Genomic DNA, 20,676 nt, shown 5'->3' on the forward strand with positions numbered 1-20,676 from the left:
TTCACCTTCGTTTTTTGTTCTACATTCTAGGGAGGCACCATTAATACCAATATTCAAAAGAGTATTTTGAAAATTGATGGTCTGTATCATACGGTTTGCTTCGACATACATGACGGAATCGTTGACGGTTTCTTGCGTAGCGCCCTGAATAGTAATCCCATAAAGGAATCAAAACCTTTTTATGTTGTTGAAATGGCTTGACGGATCAATTCAGAAGATTTTTTGGAAAATGGTATGTTGAGGGCAGCCTTTTGTCCTTTTTCAGACATTTTACGCCACGTCTTTTTCAAAATATCGATTATTTTGGAAGAATCATGTTTCGTTGCGAAAGGTTCAAGATAATATTCTAGAAAAACTAGACAGATAACGTCCTCTAGGGTTTGGGTCTCCTTATTTTTTTTCAATTGTTTTTTTAAAAGAAGAAATTCAACTTGGGCTATGGTTTCTTTATCATAACCTACTTTTAAAAGAATCTCCCTTGCCTTTTCGGCATGGAATTTTTTCAATTCTTGTCGCCATTTCAAATATCCTGAACGATTCATTTCATAAGAACTACGGCTAATTTCCCAACGGCTAATATGTTGGCAACGTGCGGTGAGTTTCATGGCCTCTGAGGCCTCAGGTGCAAAATCAGAAAGCGTTTCAGTCATTCTTTGAGCGTATAACAACTCTTTTGGAAACGATTTTTTAGAAATAATCACGGTATTCGGGTCTTTGCTATTGGCTTTATCAAAGAGCTTAAATGCTTCTGACAATTTATGGGATTCGGACATAGGGTCTTTTTATTTTTTAAGGAAGTCTTACTCTGAAAAGCCAAGATACACAAAGTTTTACGCTATGTAATCGCCTAAAAAATCAGTCTTGTAAATCAACTTGGAATAGCACTTCAAACGAGATACGGCATTCTTTCTAACAATAAGTTTTGATTATAACCTGTGAAACAAAATACAATTACACACAAATAATTACTACCAGATGTAACCTTTCAACTCAAATCTGTATCCTAAGGGTAAAGAATAATCTAAACTTTAAAAAAGAAATCATGAAGTTCAAAACGTTAATAGCACTTATTTTCATTGCGACAGTCGTAAAAGTAAATTCGCAAGCTCAAGAAAATACCGATTTATATCGAGTATTAATGGCAAAGGACAGTTTACTATTCGAAGTCGGGTTCAATCAATGTAACCTACCTCAAATAGAAAAACTAACTATGGACGATATCGAATTCTACCACGACAAGGATGGTATTACCAAATCACGCAAAAAGTTCATCGCTTCAATAAAAAATAACTTATGCAGCACCGGATCGAATGTCTTGAAAAGGGTCTTGAATAAAGGGAGTGTTGCGGTTTTTCCATTGTACAGGGGTGAAGAACTTTATGGTGCCATACAAAATGGCTCGCATAGTTTTGGACAAACGCAAGCCACATATTCACATTTATGGCTCCTTGAAAAAGAAGAATGGAAGCTTTCAAGGGTGTTGAGCTATAATCACTATCAAAATCAAGTTGACCTAAAAAATAATAGGATAGCTCTTTCTGAGGCTGCCTTAAACCAGTATGTAGGCGAGTATGAATTCTCCCCAGAGTTTGTTTTGACAATACGCGTAAAGGATGCACAATTGTATGGCGGTTCCCAAGGTCAAGAAGTAAAGATCAACTGTTATGAAGAACACAAATTCATTGATGATGGCCAAACCCATGACCTTGAGTTTCTGATAGATGAAAAAGGTACCGTTACCGGGCTGCTCATGAAAGGTTCTGGAATGGAAATGACGGCAGAAAGAAAATAAACTACATTCCAATACACTTAAACAGCAACATTATGATTGAATCGATAGTCTTTTGCATTATAGCCGTAGCCGCCATCACTGCTTTATTTTTAGCATGGTATTTCTATCAAAAAGCTAGGGATAGGGAACGCATCTATCTCATTAAAAAAGGAGAGAAATTTTCAGACATTTTAAAGGCCCAAAAAGAGTATGGCGTTAAATTCATATTTCCGTGGTTGCAATTGGCGATTGTTACAAGCAGTCTAAGTATAGCTTTTGTGGCTATCGGTTTTCTCATACGGTATCTAGACAACGATCTTGAATTATTTAAAGGTTTTTTGATAACCGCTACCATTGGTATTTTTTTAAGCGTTTCATTTTTCACCATAAATTTTATAAGTAAAAAGAAGAGGACCTGATATGGAGGAAATCTATATTGATAAGGTGCTCTCTGGCGATGTTGATGCATTTACCTATTTCATCAAAACCTACAAGAACATGGCATTTAATATAGCCTTATCAATAGTAAAAGATGAACAATATGCTGAAGAAGTTACCCAAGATGCCTTTATGAAAGCGTTCCATGGACTTAAGGCCTTCAAAAGAACCGCAAAGTTTAAATCTTGGTTTTATCGCATTGTTGTCAATGAGGCCTTCTTGAGGTTAAGGTCGCTCAAAAAGACCCAAACCTTTATTTCGGTAGACGAAGGCGACGACACTATTTTGCACGAACATTTTGAGCCCATATCAGAAGATTATAATGATAAGATCCAACAGGTGCTTTCACGATTAAATACCAAAGAAAGTTTGGCGTTAGAGCTTTTCTATTTACAAGAACTGGATATCGATACGATTATGGATGTTACGGGTTGGACTAGGGCAAACGTAAAAGTGATTCTACATAGGGCCAGAAAGAACACACGGAAAATCTGGAAAGAAACAACATAAATAGCTATGGAAAACGAAAGATTGGAGTTCAAAGATGATTTTATCGAATCAGTGCTTGAAAATGCAAATCGTAAAAGCTTGACCAATGACTTTGAAAGGAGTTTAATGAAGAAAATCCATAATAGCCATGCCCATAAAAAGGAGGTGGCATCTCGATTGAAGAAATCGATGTTTTATTTTTTTATCGGGATGTTTTTTATGGGGACCTGTTCGCTAATGCTAATTTTTGGTAATACACTTTTTAGAAGTGCTATTAACTTATGGCCGATACTAATTCTCTTTATTGCAATAGTGGCCGTAATCGTCTTCGCCAATAACTATAAACGATTTTTTAAGTTGGTGTATCCACTTAGTGGAGAGGGATTGCTTACCGAGTTCTCTAAATAACGGTTTGGATGTTGTAATATTTGCGCTACTAACTTTCTAGAAAGTTAAAATTCACGCAATTTAGGCTACTTTAAACCGAAATCGTAAATAAATGAAACGAAGGGATTTCTTTCAAAAAACACTATTAACGTCCACTACTGCCTTGGCATTCGCTGGAATCAGCCCCTCTTTTGCTTTATTAGAACCCATCACAAAAATTTAACTTTATGCAGAAAACACATCCTAATTTGACCTTAATCAATGATTTTTTTGACGCGTATTCCAAAAATAATATGGAAGGCATAAAAAAAGTGTTGGATAAAAACATTAAATGGCATATTCCCGGCGAGCATCCCTTGAGCGGCACCAAAATAGGTATAGATGAAGTACTTGCATTTTTCAAAGCACTTACCAAAGGAGCTTTCAAGGCGGAGCCTATCATTATGGGTGTCAATGATGATTACGTTATTGATTGCCATAGAAATTGGAGCAACATTGAGAATTTGGAGAACTTAAATGCCATGTCTTGTCTTTTATGGAGAATAGAAAATCATAAGATTAAAGAAGTACATAACTTTCCACAAAGCCAAAAAGATGTCAATAAGTTCTTTAACGAACTTTATGGTTAGAACAAAACGAGTTACAAAGCCATAAAATGGAGCTTCAAAGCAAGGTACAATTAACTCCATTTTGGTAAATTACCATTGTAATCCGTTAGGATATTCCTTTTTCAAATGATCATTGACGATGGCAATATCCTCTTTGCTGGTAAGGTCTATAACGTGTTCACAGATGGGAATGACCACAACGCTTTCCTGAAAATCCGTAACCATATTCAATAGGGCGGTGGGCAGTTCTTTCTCATTTCGTTCTGAATGAAGTGGGCAATCCCTTAAAAATGGATATATCTGTTGACCGTCAAACTTAAAGATATTCATGCTGACCCTGAGCTTCCCTTGTCCATCCCTGTAATCTTCTACCTGAGAAGAACGTGGTTTCTCCAATATCGAGACCAGATGGTTTTGGGCATCGAGTTTCATTAAGGCAAACCTTTCAATTTTTTCTTGCTCGTAATGTAGCCCCTCGCTATCATATCCTAAAAGGGCATTCTTGTATTTTGGGTTGTTTAGTGCGAGCAACGCTTTTACGGAATAGAGATTATCGCAATTGCAAACCAGAAAAGGACTGGCCTTCAATTCAGGATACTGCTCCATGGCCTGAAACAAAGCATCGGCCGTACCTAAGGGTTTATCCCTGTCTTTTGGTATGTATTGACGAACGAATGAAATAGACAGTCCGTTAAATTCATTTTGTGCCTTTTTACGACCATAAACAGCAGGGAAAAGCTGGTCATTTTGACCAATAACAATAAAAACGTTGGTATGGCCTGCTTGCTTTATATTGTACAAAAGATAGTGTAGAAAGGGAAGTTTTTCTTCACCCACTTCAATAAGCCCTTTGTTACGGGTATTCGCTTGGGCAATATCTTTTTGGGTAATATGCCCTGCTGTAGTTTCTTTTTTCATTCGAGATGAAGCTCCCCCTGCTAAAATTATAATAGTATCACACATATGCTAGTTTTTTGACGAAGCACCTTCAGCAACCGAAACCGTGTACGCATTGACAGCTCCCGCTTTAAGCATATTTTCGATTACCTGTTCTTCGTTGCCCGGGGCCAGCGCAACGATACAACCGCCGCCCCCAGAACCCACGATTTTTGCCCCAAGGGCACCTGTGGCCAATGCGGCTTCGACCATGGCATCGATTTGTGGTACGGTAATTTTTAGGGCTTCTTTCAGAATTTTATGATGCACACTCATTAGGCGACCAATTTTCAGAAAATCCAATGGCTCTTTATAAAACTCTCGTAATGCTTTTTGCGTAATGGTATGGTTTTGAACAGCAGCGGAGAAAAAAGGTTTTATGTCTGGTGGCAGTTCGTCAAGATATTGGGGCAAGACATCTTCAGTGATATTTTTAATCTCGAATCCCTCATCACGCTTTTTAAAAAATTCAATACTTTCCAATGCTAGATTTCGCCTGTCTGCCAAAAGACCTAGGGTATCTTTTGGAATACCTGACTCACCGATCACTAAACCATGTAGATTGGCTTCAATTACCTGATATTTTGAATCCACATCGGTCTCTAAATAAATAATCTTACCTACACTTATGGCGTACTGATCCATTTTTCCCCCAGGGCCCTTCTGTTCCAGTACCTCTGCCTCGTAGGCAATTTGAGCGATAAGTTCGTTATTCAAAGAATGATTGGAATAATCAAGGCCAAAAGTCTGAATTAAAAAATGTATCCAACATACTAATAGGGCTGAGGAACTTGATAAACCGGCGTTAATGGGTATGTTCCCCTCAATTGCTATACTATATCCTTTGTCAGGTATACACCCGTACTTTCGCAATACTTTTACAGCAGCAATGAACGTGTCTGAAGGGTCATAGCCCTCGATTCGAAAAGGTATGGGTATTTTGCGTTCGGTGTTCAAATCCGAAAACGCAATTTGAAGGTATGGCAAATGAGTTTCCTTGGCTTCAAGCGTGATATACCTATCTATGGCACATGCGATGACAGGTAACTGTAAATAATCTTGATGATCACCGAACAGACAGATTCTTCCTGGGGCTTTACAAAGTGTCATATAAAATATCAAGCAATAAGACCGATGATGAAATTAGAATTTTTTGATGATAAGATGGTATATTTAAGGCAATAATATGGCGATATGGATCTAACAAATAAGGTGGCCTATATAACCGGTGGCAGTAAGGGCATTGGTTTAGGTGTTGCAGAGGCATTATTGAAAAAAAAGATGCGGGTTGTTATTAGCGGCCGTAATAAAGAAACCTTGGAAGTTGCCAAAGATTATCTTGGTAATTCTTCATCAGTACTGACGATACAATCGGATGTTACGAACTTTACGGATGAAGAGAACGCCATTAAGACGATCAATAATACCTGGGGTCGATTGGATGTGGTTTTGGCCAATGCTGGTGTAGGGAATTTTGCGCCAATAGATGAGATGGGCCTCGAACAATGGCATCAAATGTTGGATACTAACCTGACAGGGGCGTTTTACACACTTAAGGCTTCCATAGCTGCCTTAAAAATTACGAAGGGATATTACATGACCTTGGCAAGTTTGGCGGGTACCAACTTCTTTGCACAAGGCGCTGGGTACAACGCCTCAAAGTTTGGAGTGGTTGGTTTTAGCCAAGCAGCCATGCTCGATTTACGAAAATATGATATCAAGGTAACTACGATAATGCCGGGGTCCGTTGCAACGTATTTTAATGGAAATGAGCCTTCTAAGAAAGATGCCTGGAAGATACAGCCACAAGATATTGGGAAGCTGGTTGTGGATTTATTGCAAATGCACCCTCGAACCTTACCCAGTAAGATTGAGGTAAGGCCTACAAGGCCTGATTTGAAATAGTTGCCCTAAATATCCTCAAAGGGAATTGATGGATTGAAGATCTCTAAAATGAGTTGTGTCAGTACCTTTTCAAATTCCTGTCGTACGGAATCATGGATTGATTTGTTCTTGGTTACGGGCCTACTGCCTTCTTTAACACAGAAATCAAGTAAACCGGAATTGATTTTTTTAATGGGCAGGATACTTGCATGAACGTTTTGGTGTTGACCAACGGAACCATACATAAAGGCATAACATAACAATTGGAAAGCCTTCGTTTTTTTGTCAGTGGTTATCAAATCAGTAAACGTATCTATTTCAAGCTCGCTAAGGGTCACATTTCCGGTCTTATAATCAATAATGCATAATTCCCCATTTCTGTACTCGATACGATCCAATTTCCCTTTTAAACGGACGGGAAAACCTAACCCTGGTATATTTAAATCGACTTTTAAATTTTGTTCCAGTCCTATAATGCAAATACTATGCGTGCCAATCTGTTTTATTTCGTAATCAATGGTCGAAAGAATATATTTAAGTATCACCCTGAAAACAATAAGATTTTGACCCTTATCAATAGTGCTGTTCGAATACGTTCTTAGAAAGTGCTTTCGAACGATACGCTCTGTATTATTTTTGATTTCGAGTAGCGATTCCTCGGTAAGGGTTTGCCCTATCAATGGCGTATACAATTCTTCCAAAACATCGTGTACAATGGTTCCAAAGGTATTTGGGGCTATCGTTTCCTCGACTGTGGGTACATCTTGAATTTTTAAAACATTTTGTTTGTAAAAGGTATACGGATTGGTAATATAGTTGGTCAACGAAGAAGGGGAAAACCCAGAGTTGGCCATAATCTTGAGTTGCTCAAGTAACTGTGCTGTTTTGACTATTTTTTTCTTGCCCCTTTCCTGTATGGGTATTTTAGGTGTTGCAATTTGATGCTTGATACAGGCATTGATATTTTCATCGGTAAGCAATTGATTGATAAACCTACTTTTTTCGCCACCCTCTAAAACATCGGGTTCCGTATTATAGGTCAAGTAGATATTTTTTGCACGCTGTAGCAAACGATAAAAATGGTAAGTGTAGACAGCATCTTTATCTTTAAATGTGGGCATGTCAAATTCTTTTTTGACATCATAAGGGATAAACGAATTATTGGTCTTGCCGGCGGGTAGTATTCCCTCGTTGACCGAAGTGATGATTACGGTATCAAAATCAAGGGTTCTGGTCTCAAGCATTCCCATAATCTGCAAGCCGCCTATAGGGCTACCTTTGAAATCTAGACTTTCTGAAGTTATTAACTCTAGAATAATACTCTTTAATGCCCTAAGGTCTTTAAGGTAATCTAAGTTATCAGTGTACGCTTTTAACTGGTTGAAGAGTTTTGAGATGAGGTGTACACTTTCCAGTTCAACACGCAGCTTTTTTTCTATAAAGACCTTTTTTATAGCTGTGAATATATTGTCGCACAAGGAGACGAATGCACCGGAATCCGGCAGCTGTGTTGGAAACAGTAAGGCTGTTCGAAGCGCTTCATCGCTAGGGGCTATTTGCTGAATTCTAGCGGCGGTCAAGTAGGTATGGTTGTATTTGGTAATATGCTTCACTATGTTTGACGAAATAGTACTTTGTTCAGAATCGAGAAAGTACTTCAGAATAGGGTTCGATAACAATCGAATCAGGTCTTTGTAATACCAACCTCTTTCCGTACGATTAATATGAAAATCAAGAAACTGGTTTATAAAGCTGGCAATTGAGGTTTGTTTAAGAGGAAACCCCATGGTAATGTTAATGTTCTTCACCTCTTCTGGAATGGCATTGAGTATTGCGGGCAGTAACGATTCATCTGCTAATACCAATGCTATGGTTTTATTAGGACTATATAAGTCTTTAAGGAGTGATCCGATGAACTTGGTTTGTGATATGGACTTGGGAATTCCTGTAATTTCAATCTTTTTCGAATCAGTAAGGTAATGTGTTGAAAAACCAAGGGGTTTGTGTCTTGAAAAGTAACTCCAGTTTTTTAGGTGTTGTTTTATGAAGTAACTAGCATCGTGTATGGGATCATTTAAAAAATAAGTGTCAAGATCCCAAAAAATTGAGGCATTTGTAGTCTCCAGAGTGGTTTGTATAATTTGAACTTCAGCAGTATTCAAGGCATTGAACCCAATAAAAACATGTGACTTCAAGTCTTTTTGATTAAGATAACTATCGAGATTAGCTATGGCTCTTCGGTACCGTAGACCCTGATATCCTTTATGGGTTTCCAAAAGCCGTTTTGTGAGTTCTTGGTATAAACCGGCGATACTTTTGCTAAATTCGATGTAGTTGTTGACTAATTTTGTTGACTTTCCATCGGTTGCCCATGCCTTCAACTTCTTGATTTCGGTCAGGTAATTAAAGAGCTCTAATGGGGGAACTAAATAACGATCTATTTCATCAAAATCGGCGAGAAGGGTCGGTGCCCATTGGCTGAAAGTGTAGAAATCATCTTTATCAGTGAAGGGGGCATTTTTATATATTTCATAGAGGTCAAATAACACTTCTGTACGAGTGACGGGCTGAAGTTGGGATAATTGGGTGATATACTCTTCAATACTCAAGATTGTAGGAGCGAAAATAGGGGTGCTGATCGAATGGGAAATATGGTTTTTTAGAAAAGTAGCTGAACGTATGCTCGGTACAACAAAGATAATGTCATTAAATGACCCATGGGCATTTAATACAGTCTGTACTAAATAGTTCAGAAAGGTTTTCATTAGGCATAAATACAAAAAAGCCCCGACAATAAATGTCGAGGCTTTTTGAAATGTGTTGTTACTTAAACTTATTTGACTAAGTTGATTTCAACTCGTCTGTTTTGAGCTCTACCAGCTCTATTGTTATTAGTGGCGATAGGCTTTTCTTCACCGTAACCAATAGCTGTCAATCTATCAGCGCCGATTCCTTTGTCAATCAAGAAATCCCTAACTGAATTGGCACGCTCTTCAGACAATTCTTGATTTCTTTTAGCACTACCAACACTATCAGTGTGACCTTCTACGGTAAACTTAGCAGTTGGGTATTCATTCAAAATTTGGATGATATCAACCATTACAGAAGTAGACTCTGCTTTGATAGAAGATCGACCTGTATCGAACAAAATAGTTCTAGCGTAGTCGTTCAATTGTTTTTGAACTTCTTCAGTTACTTCAGGGCAACCGTTGTTAGCAACAGTACCGGCAACTTGAGGACATTGATCATCTTTATCTAAAACGCTGTCACCATCAGAATCTGGCCAAGGGCATCCGTTATTCTCAGATGGACCTGCCTCACTAGGACATTGATCGTCTTTGTCAGCAATACCATCGCCATCAGCATCAGGACAACCAGCCAAAGCAGCAGTACCAGCTTCGTTTGGACAAGCATCATCTTTATCAGCAATACCATCACCGTCGGCATCAGGGCAGCCGTTCATTTCTTTAGAACCAGCTTGGTCAGGACAGCTATCCTTACCATCTTCGATGCCATCACCATCAGAATCAGGACAACCATTGAATGCTTCTAAACCAGCAACTTCTGGACAAGCATCGTCTTTGTCATATATACCATCACCATCAGTGTCAGTTCCACCAAATTTGATGTTCAAACCTACTAAGTGCTGAAAATGGGTAACCCCATAATCTTCAAAAGCATGCTTGTATTGGGTCTGAAAGTTTAAACCAACATTATCAGAGAACCAAACGTTAGCACCGATACCTCCATTAAAAGTACCTGCACCTATTTCATTTACCCAAGTATAACCACCACCGATTTCAACGAATGGGTCAATTGTGGTGTTTTTTAGGATGTTGTATTTAATAGTACCGTCAATTGCGTAATGAGAGACATCTTCAATTTGAACATCCCCTAAATTTTCTATTCTATTCAACGAACCTCTAGCCCCGACAGAAAAACCATCGCCGATATACCTTGAAACACCAATATAGGATATTGAAGGGATAATGTTCCAGTGGTCATTCGTATTGAAATATTCACTGAAAAGAGAACCCGTTTCATATGCTGGTAAGTTGGTGCTCGTAGAATTGTCGTTAGTCGGAAAAACGTCAATAGCGTTCACACCAAAACTCACCTGCCACGGATTGTTTTCGTCTTGCGCTTGTATGTTGTTTAAGCCTAACACCATTAAGGCAACAACTAGAAATTTGCTTACATGTTTCATGTTCAAAATTTTAAGTTTAAGTGTTTATCAGCTGCAAATGTAAGTTGTTAAGAATTATTAACAAAATCAAATTCTTATTTTTTTTAACGCATTACATGGATTTTTTTGAGCATTTAAACGATATTCAAAGCTTTACCAACCTCAATAAATGCGTTAATCGCCTTATCGAGATGTGCTCTTTCATGAGCCGCCGATAATTGTACCCTAATACGTGCTTTTTCTTTCGGTACTACAGGATAAAAGAACCCTATGACATAGATGCCTTTTTGCAGTAACATATCTGCCATTTGTTGCGATAGCTTGGCATCGTACAACATTACGGGCACAATCGCAGAATCACCATCAATGATATCAAACCCTGCTTCTTGCATGGCTTTTTTAAAGTACAGGGTATTCGCATGCAACTTGTCCCTTAGCGAGGTGTCATTTTCAATCATCTCGAAAACCTTTATGGATGCACCGACAATAGCAGGCGCCAAAGAGTTTGAAAAGAGGTACGGCCTAGATCGTTGCCTTAAAATTTCTATGATTTCTTTTTTCCCGGTTGTATAGCCACCCATTGCACCACCCAACGCCTTGCCAAGGGTACCTGTAATAATATCAATTCGACCCATTACCCCTTTTTCTTCAAGCGTTCCACGCCCGGTCTCTCCTATAAATCCTGCAGAATGACATTCATCGATCATCACCAAGGCATCATATTTATCGGCTAAGTCGCATATTTCATCCAAGGGGGCTACAAGCCCATCCATGGAAAATACCCCATCGGTCACTATAATTTTAAATCTTGAACCATCGTTATTGGCGGCTACAAGCTGGGCCTCCAAATCTTTCATATCATTATTGGCATAACGATACCTTTTGGCCTTACATAGTCGAACACCATCAATTATGGAGGCATGGTTGAGGGAATCTGAAATGATTGCATCCTCTGCGGTCAAGAGCGGTTCAAAAACCCCTCCGTTGGCATCAAAGGCGGCAGCATATAGAATGGTGTCCTCAGTTTGGTAAAAGTCCGCGATTTTGGCCTCCAGTTCTTTATGGATGTCCTGCGTGCCGCAAATGAAACGAACGGATGACATTCCAAAACCGTGGGAATCCAAAGTATCTTTTGCAGCCTTTATTACTTCAGGATGCGCTGATAACCCCAGGTAGTTGTTCGCACAAAAATTGATGACCTCTTCACCAGTGCTGATTTTTATAACTGCATCTTGGGGTGAGGTAATAACGCGCTCTTTTTTGTAAAGACCGGCCTCTTTGATGCTTTCGAGTTCTTGCTGTAAATTTTCTTTGATTTTTCCGTACATAACTAAACAAATATTGGATTGACCGATTCGTCAATATAGACAAGTATTTTATCCGTTACAAAATACCCCATTTCTGAGACAATAGCAGCATATTCCTGTACTTGATTTATATGTGATTTCGAAGGTTTTCCGGTTTTATAATCTATGATTATAGCTTGATCGTTATTTAAGATAAGTCGATCAAGTCTGAATACCTCACCAGTCGAACTTAAGATTTCGACTTCGTTGTACACTTTTGATTTTTGGCTGAAGTATGGTCTCAATTTAGGATGGGTAACGATGGCAACGAGAAGGCCTTTATATGTTTCACGTAACGCTATGTTCAATTCGCCCGATGCGATGAGTGCCGTCAAACTGGGCTCGATATCATTTTCATCAATTATTTTTGATAATGCCAAGTGTAATAAATTTCCTTTTGCTACTGCTTCGAGAGTGTCGTCTTGCCAAGATGACAATGCCGATTTGACCATATTAAAATCGGTGTATGGTTTTGAGGTATATATATAAGGTATGGTCAATTCACTCGTTTGGTCTTCAACTGTTTTGTTATTGGGTAAAATTTTACCGAATTGATAGGTGGTTTTTGAAGGATCCCAGTATTTGCCAAATTCGAGATAGCTTTTGAACAAAGAGCCGTATGATACCTGTTTAGTCGTCTTTGATTCGTTTGATACTATGAACAATCCATGAATAGCACGGGTCAGTGCAACGTATAGCACATTGAAGTCATCAAGTTCAGATTTTTCTTTTTCTTCAAGGTACAACCGGTTTGCTTCTTCTGAATAGTATCCAATTTCTTCTGAGGCCCTTACCATGACCTCGTTAAATCCATGGAATTCGTTCGGGTCTACCGGAACCCAGACTGCATTGGTTTTGGCGCTATCATTTATTTTACTATCGGCAAAGGGAAAGATGACAAACGGGAATTCCAATCCTTTTGATTTATGGATGGTCATAATACTAACCGCATTGATAGTTGTCGGTGAGACAATGGCGAGCTTATCTTTCTTTTGCTCCCAGTGTAATAAAAAGTCGTGTACGGCAACGCTCTCTTGTTGACAGAATTCGAAAACCTCATCCAAAAAATAGTTGATATACGCGTTGGAGTCTTGCACGAGGTCAAATCGTAGTATCGCCAATTCTATAATGTCATAAGTGGCAAGCAGCTGTATGGCACTTAAATCAAAGCCATAATCAACAAGCAGCAGTTTTTCTAAACGGCTCAGGTTTTTAAAAATGAAGTCATGATCGGTACCGGTGTTTTCAGACAGATATTCCAGAATCTTAAAGCGATACTCTTTTTGCCCTAAATCGATAATCAGGTACAACAGGGTGATTAAAAAAGCAACCTCATGATTATTTTTGAGCATTAGTGCTTCTGATGAGACAATCGGAATATGCTGTTGGGCCAAAAAATCTGCAATGGTTACACCTTGCCTATTGTTTCTGACCAAAACTGTGATATCACCATATTCAAAACCCTTTGATAAGATTTCTTGAATAAGATGATGTGTTTTTAAACAATGGGGATGAATTTCGCTTTCTTTTTCTTCTGGCAAGAAACACACTTCGACATAACCCCCAATCTGCGCATTACTTTGTTGTCTATTGCCTAGTTCAAAGAGGGCTTGGTAATCAGGGCTGCCCAGTGTTTGGGCGGCAAAAGAAAAAAAGGCGTTGTTGAAGGCTACGACTTGACTGTAGCTCCTCCAGTTCTTCTCCAACGTGTTGACGCTTGGCCTTATAGCGAAGGGGTAATCCCTATTTGACAAAAGTTGTAAAAATTGTTGTGCTTCACCACCGCGCCATCTATAGATAGCTTGCTTTACATCGCCTACTAAAAGCAAAGATCCTATTTCACCCTTTTCATCCTCGCTTTCAAGGGCATTTCCGATTAATGGAATGAGGTTTTCCCATTGCATTTGTGAAGTATCTTGAAATTCATCAATGAAATAGTGCTTGTACCGTTCTCCCAAGCGTTCATAAATAAAGGGTACGGGTTGGTCTTTTATCTCATTTGAAATGATACTATTGAATTCTGAAATGCTTAGAAGGTTTTTTTCCGTTTGAATATTTTTGACCTCTTTAGAAATCTCATTGATCAAGGTCAGTGATAAGATGTTTTTGTAAGCGTTACGGTAGAACTTGCCGGTGTATATCCTCTTTTTTATCTCAAGATAGTGCTCTAGTAACAAAATACTTAGTTCCGTTGATGATTTGCCTGCACTTGCCTTTAGGATTTTGTCGTTGATAAGGTTTTCTTCGAGCTTGTTGGCGTACAATGTTTTTGGATTCGATTCCCCGGCGATTAATTTTTTGAAGTGGTTGGGAAGTGTTTCCCTCGGAAAATCGTCTGCCTCAAACCCCATTTCATGTATTTTTTCAAGTGCCGCTTGAGCATCGGCCTCAATCTCTTTGGTCAAATCCATTAGTTTTAAATTGATTGACTTTTTTAAATTGGTGAATGCCACGATAGACTTTTCATATAAGGCTACCGTATGGGGCCTATGGCTTTCTTGAAACAAGATTTTCCCTATTTGGCTGAGGTCATGACTAATGTTCCAACTTTTGTCATCATCAATTTTTTCAAAGGTAAAGTCAATGAGTACTTTTGTCAATTCATGATCTAAACCTGCTTTATTGAGTACCCTGGCAATGGCCTCGTTCAAAAGTGATTCGGTATCGAGGGCTACTTGAAAATTTTGCGACAGTCTTAAATCCCTTGCAAATGTTCTTATGATCCTGTGGTTGAATTTGTCAATGGTGGCTATCTCAAAAAAGGCATAGTTGTGCAGTAACTGCTTCAAAACACTTTTTGAGCGTTCTCTGAGTTCATCGGTCGTATAATTGTAGGCAAGCTGTATTTCGCTGAATAGGGCAATGCTCTTGTTTTCATTTTTTGGTAGGGTAAAATGGTATAGGCTTTGAAGTATGCGTTGCTTCATTTCACCAACCGCCTTATTGGTAAATGTAAGGGCCAGTAGCTGTTTGTATTTTTGTCTTGCATTCGGGTTTAAGATTAGTTTCAAATAGCTTTTGGTAAGTTGGTAGGTTTTACCAGAACCGGCAGATGCGCTATATATTTTAAACCCTGGGGTACTCAAGTGATTTTATTGCAAAGTACGGATTCTTACCATCTTGTTAACATATATTTTTCAAAATCTGTTTGTTAAAATTGTATTTTTGATGAACACAATAATAACTTTTAAACATATAACATTATGGCTTTTGAATTGCCCAAACTTCCTTATGCATATGATGCATTGGAACCACATATTGATGCGAGGACTATGGAGATACACCATACAAAACATCACAACGGATATACCTCAAAGTTAAATGCCGCGATTGAGGGATCTGATTTGGAAGGAAAAGATATTTTAGAGATACTGTCGGGGATGGATATGTCTAACGGAGCGGTAAGAAACAATGGGGGTGGATTTTATAATCACAGTTTATTCTGGGAAGTGATGTCTCCCGATGGTGGGGGAGAACCAACGGGTGAATTGGCAGATGCAATAAACAGTGCTTTTGGATCTTTTGAGGGCTTTATGGAGAAGTTCAGTGCCGCAGCCGGAACCCGTTTCGGTTCTGGATGGGCTTGGTTATGCGTAAATAAGGAAGGGGCATTGGAAATTTGCTCGACACCGAATCAAGATAATCCGCTAATGCCAGGGGTTGGATGTGAAGGAACCCCAATTCTCGGTCTAGATGTTTGGGAGCATGCCTACTACCTAAATTATCAAAATAGAAGGCCAGACTATGTCAAAGCATTTTTTAGTGTCATAAACTGGGATAAGGTAGCGGATAACTATACTTCGAGTAAGTAAGAAAGATTTTTTTAACGTAAGAATTTAAACGCAACCTATAGGGTTGCGTTTTTTGTTTAAAGGCTAAAAATACAAATAGAAAAGGGCGGGGAAGTCCCCACCCTTTTCGTCCCAAATCTTACCATAAACTTAACCTACTTATGCTATGGCAAAACTAAATTACTGGTATTGTGGGAAATAACAAAGAAATATTAAGAATTTTTTGAGGTAGAAAAAAGCAGGTATCAATAAAATCCAACCTTCAATAAAGATAATAGCTTGGTATTCAAATATAAAGAAGGCGGAACAATGTCCGCCTTCTTTCCCCAAATCTTACCATGAACTTAACCTACTTATGCTATGGTTCTCCAAATGTATTCCAAGCCATGACAATGAGAAAAGCTTTTAGATGAAAACCCTGTAATTAGGTTAAACTGCCTTTTGATTTCAAATGGATTATAAAAGCTAAGGAAAATAAGTACAAACCGTGAAGAAACCGAGTAGGCGTAAAATAAAAAAGGTGGAGAAGTCTCCACCTTTTTTGCCCCAAATCTTACCATGAACTTAACCTACTTATGCTATGGCAAGCACTAATTTAACCTGCTGAACCCTTGTATATTTAAAAAGACGGTAAAGTACCGGTTTCATCGATGAAATACACAATTTGGAGGTCTAATTGTTAAATTCTAGTAGGCCCGTTCGTTTTTACCCTCGTAAAAATTGATAAATGCCCTATTGACGACCCTATTTCCGCCAGGCGTGGGATAATCACCCGTAAAATACCAGTCCCCAAGGTTTTTAGGACAAGCTTTGTGCAAATTCTCAATGGTTTGGTATATGATCTCGACTTTGGCCCCAATGTCTTTCGGGCTTAGAAGCTCCCCTATTTTCTTCGAGATGGTTTCAGGGCTGAAAGGTTCATACAGCTCTTTGACGTAGTTTACAACGTCGGTATCTTTAGAGTTTACCTGTCTCAGGCACTTTTCATAAATATCCTTTATATGGTATTCGGTATCATTTTCTTTGTGAAGCGCCAATGCAGCTTTGAAAGCAACAAAATCTTCTAATTTGGCCATATCAATACCGTAACAATCAGGATATCTGATTTGGGGTGCAGAGGAAACTACGATTATCTTTTTCGGATTCAACCTATCGAGCATACGAAGGATGCTGCGTTTCAACGTGGTGCCGCGAACGATACTATCATCAATGATAACTAGGTTATCTTCAGGGTTGACCGAACCATATGAAATGTCATAGACATGGGCGACCAAGTCATCACGGCTACTATCTTGTGTAATAAAGGTTCTTAGTTTGGCATCTTTTATGGCCACCTTTTCAATTCTTGGCCGAACATCCAATATTTTATGTAGTTCTTCTTTAGTAATGTTGGGGCCCAGCGCTAAAATTTGCGCTTCTTTTTTGTTGTTAAGGTAATTTTGCGCTTCTCTTACCATACCCAAAAAAGAGGTTTCGGCGGTATTCGGGATATATGAAAAAACGGAATGGCTCAAATCATCATCAATGGCTTTTAAGATTTCAGGAAAAACCAATTTTCCCAACATCTTACGTTCTTGATAGATCTCTTTATCACTGCCCCTTGAAAAGTATATGCGCTCAAAAGAGCAAGCTTTTCGTTCCGTTGGTTGCAATATCTCTTCAAACGACACCTTGCCATTTTTTTTGATGACGATGGCATTGCCCGGGTCAAGCTCTTTGATGTCATCGTACCTTACATTGAACACTGTTTGGATCACGGGTCGTTCTGAGGCTACCACTACTATTTCATCATCCTTATAATAGTAACTTGGCCTAATACCTGCAGGATCTCGCAATAAAAAGGCATCACCATGGCCCAAAAGACCACCCATTGCATAACCACCATCCCAGTTTTTTGCCGCCTTGCGCAACACTTTGGCTACATTAAGTCTTTCTGCAATAAGGGGTGACGCTTCCCTCTTATTGAATCCTTCTTTTTTAATTTGCTTGTAGAGCTTTGCTACGGCATCATCTAAAAAATGCCCGATTTTCTCCATTACGGTAATGGTATCGGCCATTTCTTTCGGGTGTTGCCCCAACGCGATCAAATTACCGAAAAGCTCGTCGACATTGGTCATATTAAAGTTGCCCGCGACGATGAGATTACGATGCATCCAGTTGTTTTGCCTTAAAAAGGGATGTACACTTTCAATACTGTTCTTGCCAAACGTACCGTAACGAACATGCCCTAAAAGGAGTTCCCCAATGTATGGAATCTCCTTTTTTTGTCGTGCTACGTCATTTTTCAAATCGGGATCTTCAATAATGGCCGTATTGATGCGGTCATTGATCTGTTTGAATATGTCTTGAATAGGTTGCTGTTGACTTGAACGAACCCGGCTCATATAACGTTCACCGGGGTTCATGTCTAATTTAATGCTGGCAAAACCCGCACCGTCTTGTCCACGGTTGTGTTGTTTTTCCATCATTAGGTACATTTTGTTTACCCCGTAGAACGCAGAGCCGTATTTCTCTTTGTAATATTCAAGGGGTTTCAACAAACGAATCAGTGAGATTCCACATTCATGCTTAATAGCATCACTCATCTTATAACAAATAAAAAAGCCCTGAATTTTCAGGGCAAATGGTTATTCTAACTCAATATTGAACTGCGTCAACGCCTTAAACTGATGCAGTCTTTTGTCAATTTCTTCTTTCTTCAGGTTTTGCATGCGTTCAGTACCAAACTTTTCGACACTGAAAGAGGCAAGATTTGAACCGTATATGATGGCATTCTTCATGTTTTCAAACGAAATGTCATTAGTGGCCGTCAGGTAGCCTGCAAAACCACCGGCAAAGGTGTCGCCCGCCCCTGTTGGGTCAAAAACTTCTTCTAATGGTAATGCCGGCGCAAAGAATATGTCCTTTTCGTGAAATAGCAGTGCACCATGCTCACCCTTCTTGATCACTACATATTTCGGACCCATCTCATGGATTTTTTCTGCTGCCTTTACCAAAGAATATTCATTGGTCAGCTGTCTCGCCTCTTCATCATTGATTGTAATTACATCAATCTTCTTGATTACGTCTAGAAGATCGTTAAGGGCATTATCCATCCAAAAATTCATCGTGTCTAGAATGATGAGCTTTGGTCGTTGTTCCATTTGATTAATTACACCCATTTGTACACTTGGGTTCAAATTGCCCAACATGGCCACATCGGCATCCTTAAAATGGTTTGGCACGATAGGGTTGAAGTCCGCTAGGGTATTCAGTTCAGTGACCAAGGTGTCACGAGTGTTCATATCATTATGGTAGCGACCTTTCCAATAAAAAGTTTTACCTCCCTTGACGACCTCTACACCAGATAGGTCTATGTGCCGTTCTTTCAAAAGGCTTAAATATTCTTTCGGTAGGTCTTCGCCAACAATCGAAACGATACCTGAGCTTATCTCAAATTGATTGGCGGCCAAACCTATGAAAGTAGCGGCACCACCCAGAATTCTTCCGGTTTCACCAAAAGGGGTCTCGATTTCATCAATAGCTATTGAACCTACTATCAGCAATTTGCCCATTACCCAATTTTTTGCTGCAAATATAGTTCTATTTCCACAACTATTTTCTGCCAAAATCGGCGGGTATTTCACCCCAAGCCTTGGTTTCCCATTTTACGATCGGGGTATCGAACCGATTATTCTTTAACCAGGTCTCAGCGCGTGTTATTAGTTCAAAAACCGCTGCATTTTTACGATTGGGCTTGAGCTTGGTCTTACAGCTTTTCTTGCGAACCCAGCCAATGGCGATTCTAGAATCGGAATAAATGATGCGGTCACTTTTTTGTTGTTTTAAGAACGCCAGACCATGGACTAAGGCCAAGAACTCCCCGATATTATTGGTACCCTCTTGAAAAGGCCCTTGTTTGAACAATTTTTTTTTGGTTTTGGTATCTACCCCTTGATATTCCATTACACCAGGATTTCCACTAGAGGCAGCATCGACCGATATGGAGTGCATATTGGGTTCCCCGATTTTCAGAAGTTCTTCGGGGGTAAGTTCAGACTTGCTTTTTTTCTTTCCTTTATATTCAATATAATTGCTATTAAAGGCTTTCTTGGCTTCCTCAAAGGTCGAAAATGACTTGTATTGTGCGCCCTTAACGCCTTCTATCTGCGCTTTGCAATCATCCCAAGATTCGAATATGCCAGGGTGCTTTCCTTTCCACACTACGTAGAACTTCACTTTTTTAGCCATTCTTGAATACTAGTTTTTCAATCACCTTCGGAAAATGTTCAAATTCCAACCCATGTATTTTTTCAGCAATCCGCTCTACGGTATCGGTTTTTAAAATCGTCGTTTTTGCCTGATGGATAATGGCGCCCTCATCATAGTTTTTATTGACATAATGGATGGTGATACCTGATTCCTTTTCATTATTGGCCTTGACGGCTTCGTGTACATGGTGCCCATACATCCCTTTTCCACCATATTTTGGAAGTAATGCAGGGTGGATGTTGATAATCTTATTAGGAAAAGCAGCGATAATATCCTCCGGAATTTTCCATAAAAAGCCAGCAAGTACTACCAAGTCGGGCTCCAGTGATCTTAAAAAGCGCAAAACCGTATCGGTATCCTTAAAAGCAATTTTATTGAAATGTATCGCTGGTATACCTAAACGTAGGCAACGGTCTAGAACGCCGGCATTTTTTCTGTTGGTCAGTACACATGAAATCGATACACCCGTATTTTCCTTGAAATGGGTATTGATGTTCTCTACGTTCGAACCTGAACCAGAGGCTAGAAGTACAATGCGTTTGACCGATTTTTCCAATACGTTCGTTCTTGTCTTTTATGAAGGTCAAAA

18 protein-coding genes are annotated in these 20,676 nt (G+C 39.2%); 7 read left to right on the top strand and 11 right to left on the bottom strand.

All coding sequences use genetic code 11. From position 1 onward, the window contains the following. Window positions 1-179: 179 nt before the first annotated feature. Window positions 180-773 carry a DUF4202 domain-containing protein gene (locus AACM45_RS10175; protein WP_339142458.1) on the bottom strand — a complete coding sequence of 198 codons (594 nt, stop codon included), beginning with the start codon at window positions 771-773 and terminating at the stop codon, window positions 180-182. A 269-nt stretch (window positions 774-1,042) separates the two neighbouring features. Between AACM45_RS10175 and AACM45_RS10180 the strand changes: the two genes are divergently transcribed. The 5 genes from AACM45_RS10180 (at window position 1,043) to AACM45_RS10200 (ending at window position 3,714) form a co-directional block, all read left to right on the top strand. Further along, a complete protein-coding gene (locus tag AACM45_RS10180) occupies window positions 1,043-1,792 on the top strand; it encodes a DUF3471 domain-containing protein (RefSeq protein WP_339142459.1) in 750 nt (249 codons plus the stop codon). 32 nt (window positions 1,793-1,824) lie between these two features. Beyond that, a complete protein-coding gene (locus tag AACM45_RS10185; protein WP_339142460.1) occupies window positions 1,825-2,190 on the top strand; it encodes a hypothetical protein in 366 nt (121 codons plus the stop codon). Window position 2,191: 1 nt separating this feature from the next. After that, entirely contained in the window at window positions 2,192-2,719 is a 528-nt protein-coding gene (locus AACM45_RS10190; protein ID WP_339142461.1) for an RNA polymerase sigma factor, read from the top strand. Between the two features lie 6 nt (window positions 2,720-2,725). Then, window positions 2,726-3,106, top strand: a complete 381-nt coding sequence (locus tag AACM45_RS10195; protein WP_339142462.1) for a hypothetical protein — start codon at window positions 2,726-2,728, stop codon at window positions 3,104-3,106. A gap of 206 nt (window positions 3,107-3,312) precedes the next feature. Next, window positions 3,313-3,714 (top strand): nuclear transport factor 2 family protein, encoded by a 402-nt coding sequence (locus AACM45_RS10200; RefSeq protein WP_339142463.1) that lies wholly within the window; start codon window positions 3,313-3,315, stop codon window positions 3,712-3,714. Window positions 3,715-3,783: 69 nt separating this feature from the next. Here AACM45_RS10200 and AACM45_RS10205 read toward each other — a convergent pair whose 3' ends face one another. Both AACM45_RS10205 and AACM45_RS10210 read right to left on the bottom strand, forming a co-directional pair. Further along, the gene (locus tag AACM45_RS10205; RefSeq protein ID WP_339142464.1) at window positions 3,784-4,656 is read right to left on the bottom strand and encodes a sugar phosphate nucleotidyltransferase; all 873 of its coding nucleotides are present in this window, start codon (window positions 4,654-4,656) and stop codon (window positions 3,784-3,786) included. Window positions 4,657-4,659: 3 nt separating this feature from the next. Beyond that, window positions 4,660-5,739, bottom strand: coding sequence for a mevalonate kinase family protein (locus AACM45_RS10210; protein ID WP_339142466.1), 1,080 nt, complete (start codon window positions 5,737-5,739; stop codon window positions 4,660-4,662). A gap of 84 nt (window positions 5,740-5,823) precedes the next feature. On the opposite strand from AACM45_RS10210, the gene AACM45_RS10215 reads away from it, so the two are divergent. Further along, the gene (locus AACM45_RS10215; RefSeq protein ID WP_339142468.1) at window positions 5,824-6,534 is read left to right on the top strand and encodes an SDR family oxidoreductase; all 711 of its coding nucleotides are present in this window, start codon (window positions 5,824-5,826) and stop codon (window positions 6,532-6,534) included. 5 nt (window positions 6,535-6,539) lie between these two features. On the opposite strand, the gene AACM45_RS10220 is transcribed toward AACM45_RS10215, so the two are convergent. The 4 genes from AACM45_RS10220 to AACM45_RS10235 form a co-directional block, all read right to left on the bottom strand. Further along, the gene (locus AACM45_RS10220; RefSeq protein WP_339142470.1) at window positions 6,540-9,278 is read right to left on the bottom strand and encodes a PD-(D/E)XK nuclease family protein; all 2,739 of its coding nucleotides are present in this window, start codon (window positions 9,276-9,278) and stop codon (window positions 6,540-6,542) included. Window positions 9,279-9,346: 68 nt separating this feature from the next. After that, window positions 9,347-10,720: an OmpA family protein gene (locus tag AACM45_RS10225; RefSeq protein WP_339142471.1), complete on the bottom strand. Its 1,374-nt coding sequence runs from the start codon at window positions 10,718-10,720 to the stop codon at window positions 9,347-9,349. Between the two features lie 113 nt (window positions 10,721-10,833). Then, window positions 10,834-12,027 carry a glycine C-acetyltransferase gene (gene kbl / locus AACM45_RS10230; RefSeq protein WP_339142472.1) on the bottom strand — a complete coding sequence of 398 codons (1,194 nt, stop codon included), beginning with the start codon at window positions 12,025-12,027 and terminating at the stop codon, window positions 10,834-10,836. A gap of 2 nt (window positions 12,028-12,029) precedes the next feature. Continuing rightward, the gene (locus tag AACM45_RS10235; protein WP_339142474.1) at window positions 12,030-15,131 is read right to left on the bottom strand and encodes a UvrD-helicase domain-containing protein; all 3,102 of its coding nucleotides are present in this window, start codon (window positions 15,129-15,131) and stop codon (window positions 12,030-12,032) included. A gap of 117 nt (window positions 15,132-15,248) precedes the next feature. Between AACM45_RS10235 and AACM45_RS10240 the strand changes: the two genes are divergently transcribed. Next, the gene (locus tag AACM45_RS10240) at window positions 15,249-15,857 is read left to right on the top strand and encodes a superoxide dismutase (protein WP_339142476.1); all 609 of its coding nucleotides are present in this window, start codon (window positions 15,249-15,251) and stop codon (window positions 15,855-15,857) included. A gap of 665 nt (window positions 15,858-16,522) precedes the next feature. On the opposite strand, the gene AACM45_RS10245 is transcribed toward AACM45_RS10240, so the two are convergent. From AACM45_RS10245 to purN, 4 genes are read right to left on the bottom strand one after another with little or no spacing between them, the layout of a single operon-like run. Further along, complete coding sequence (locus tag AACM45_RS10245; RefSeq protein ID WP_339142478.1) at window positions 16,523-18,421, bottom strand: amidophosphoribosyltransferase; 1,899 nt, start codon at window positions 18,419-18,421, stop codon at window positions 16,523-16,525. Between the two features lie 42 nt (window positions 18,422-18,463). Continuing rightward, window positions 18,464-19,390, bottom strand: coding sequence for a PfkB family carbohydrate kinase (locus AACM45_RS10250; protein WP_339142479.1), 927 nt, complete (start codon window positions 19,388-19,390; stop codon window positions 18,464-18,466). Window positions 19,391-19,430: 40 nt separating this feature from the next. Continuing rightward, window positions 19,431-20,066, bottom strand: coding sequence for a ribonuclease H family protein (locus AACM45_RS10255; RefSeq protein WP_339142481.1), 636 nt, complete (start codon window positions 20,064-20,066; stop codon window positions 19,431-19,433). Continuing rightward, a complete protein-coding gene (gene purN, locus AACM45_RS10260) occupies window positions 20,059-20,643 on the bottom strand; it encodes a phosphoribosylglycinamide formyltransferase (protein WP_339142482.1) in 585 nt (194 codons plus the stop codon). Before purN ends, AACM45_RS10255 begins: the two co-directional genes overlap by 8 nt. Window positions 20,644-20,676 lie beyond the last annotated feature (33 nt).

The organism is Croceitalea sp. MTPC5 (genome assembly GCF_036985505.1).
Classification (GTDB): Bacteria; Bacteroidota; Bacteroidia; order Flavobacteriales; family Flavobacteriaceae; genus Croceitalea.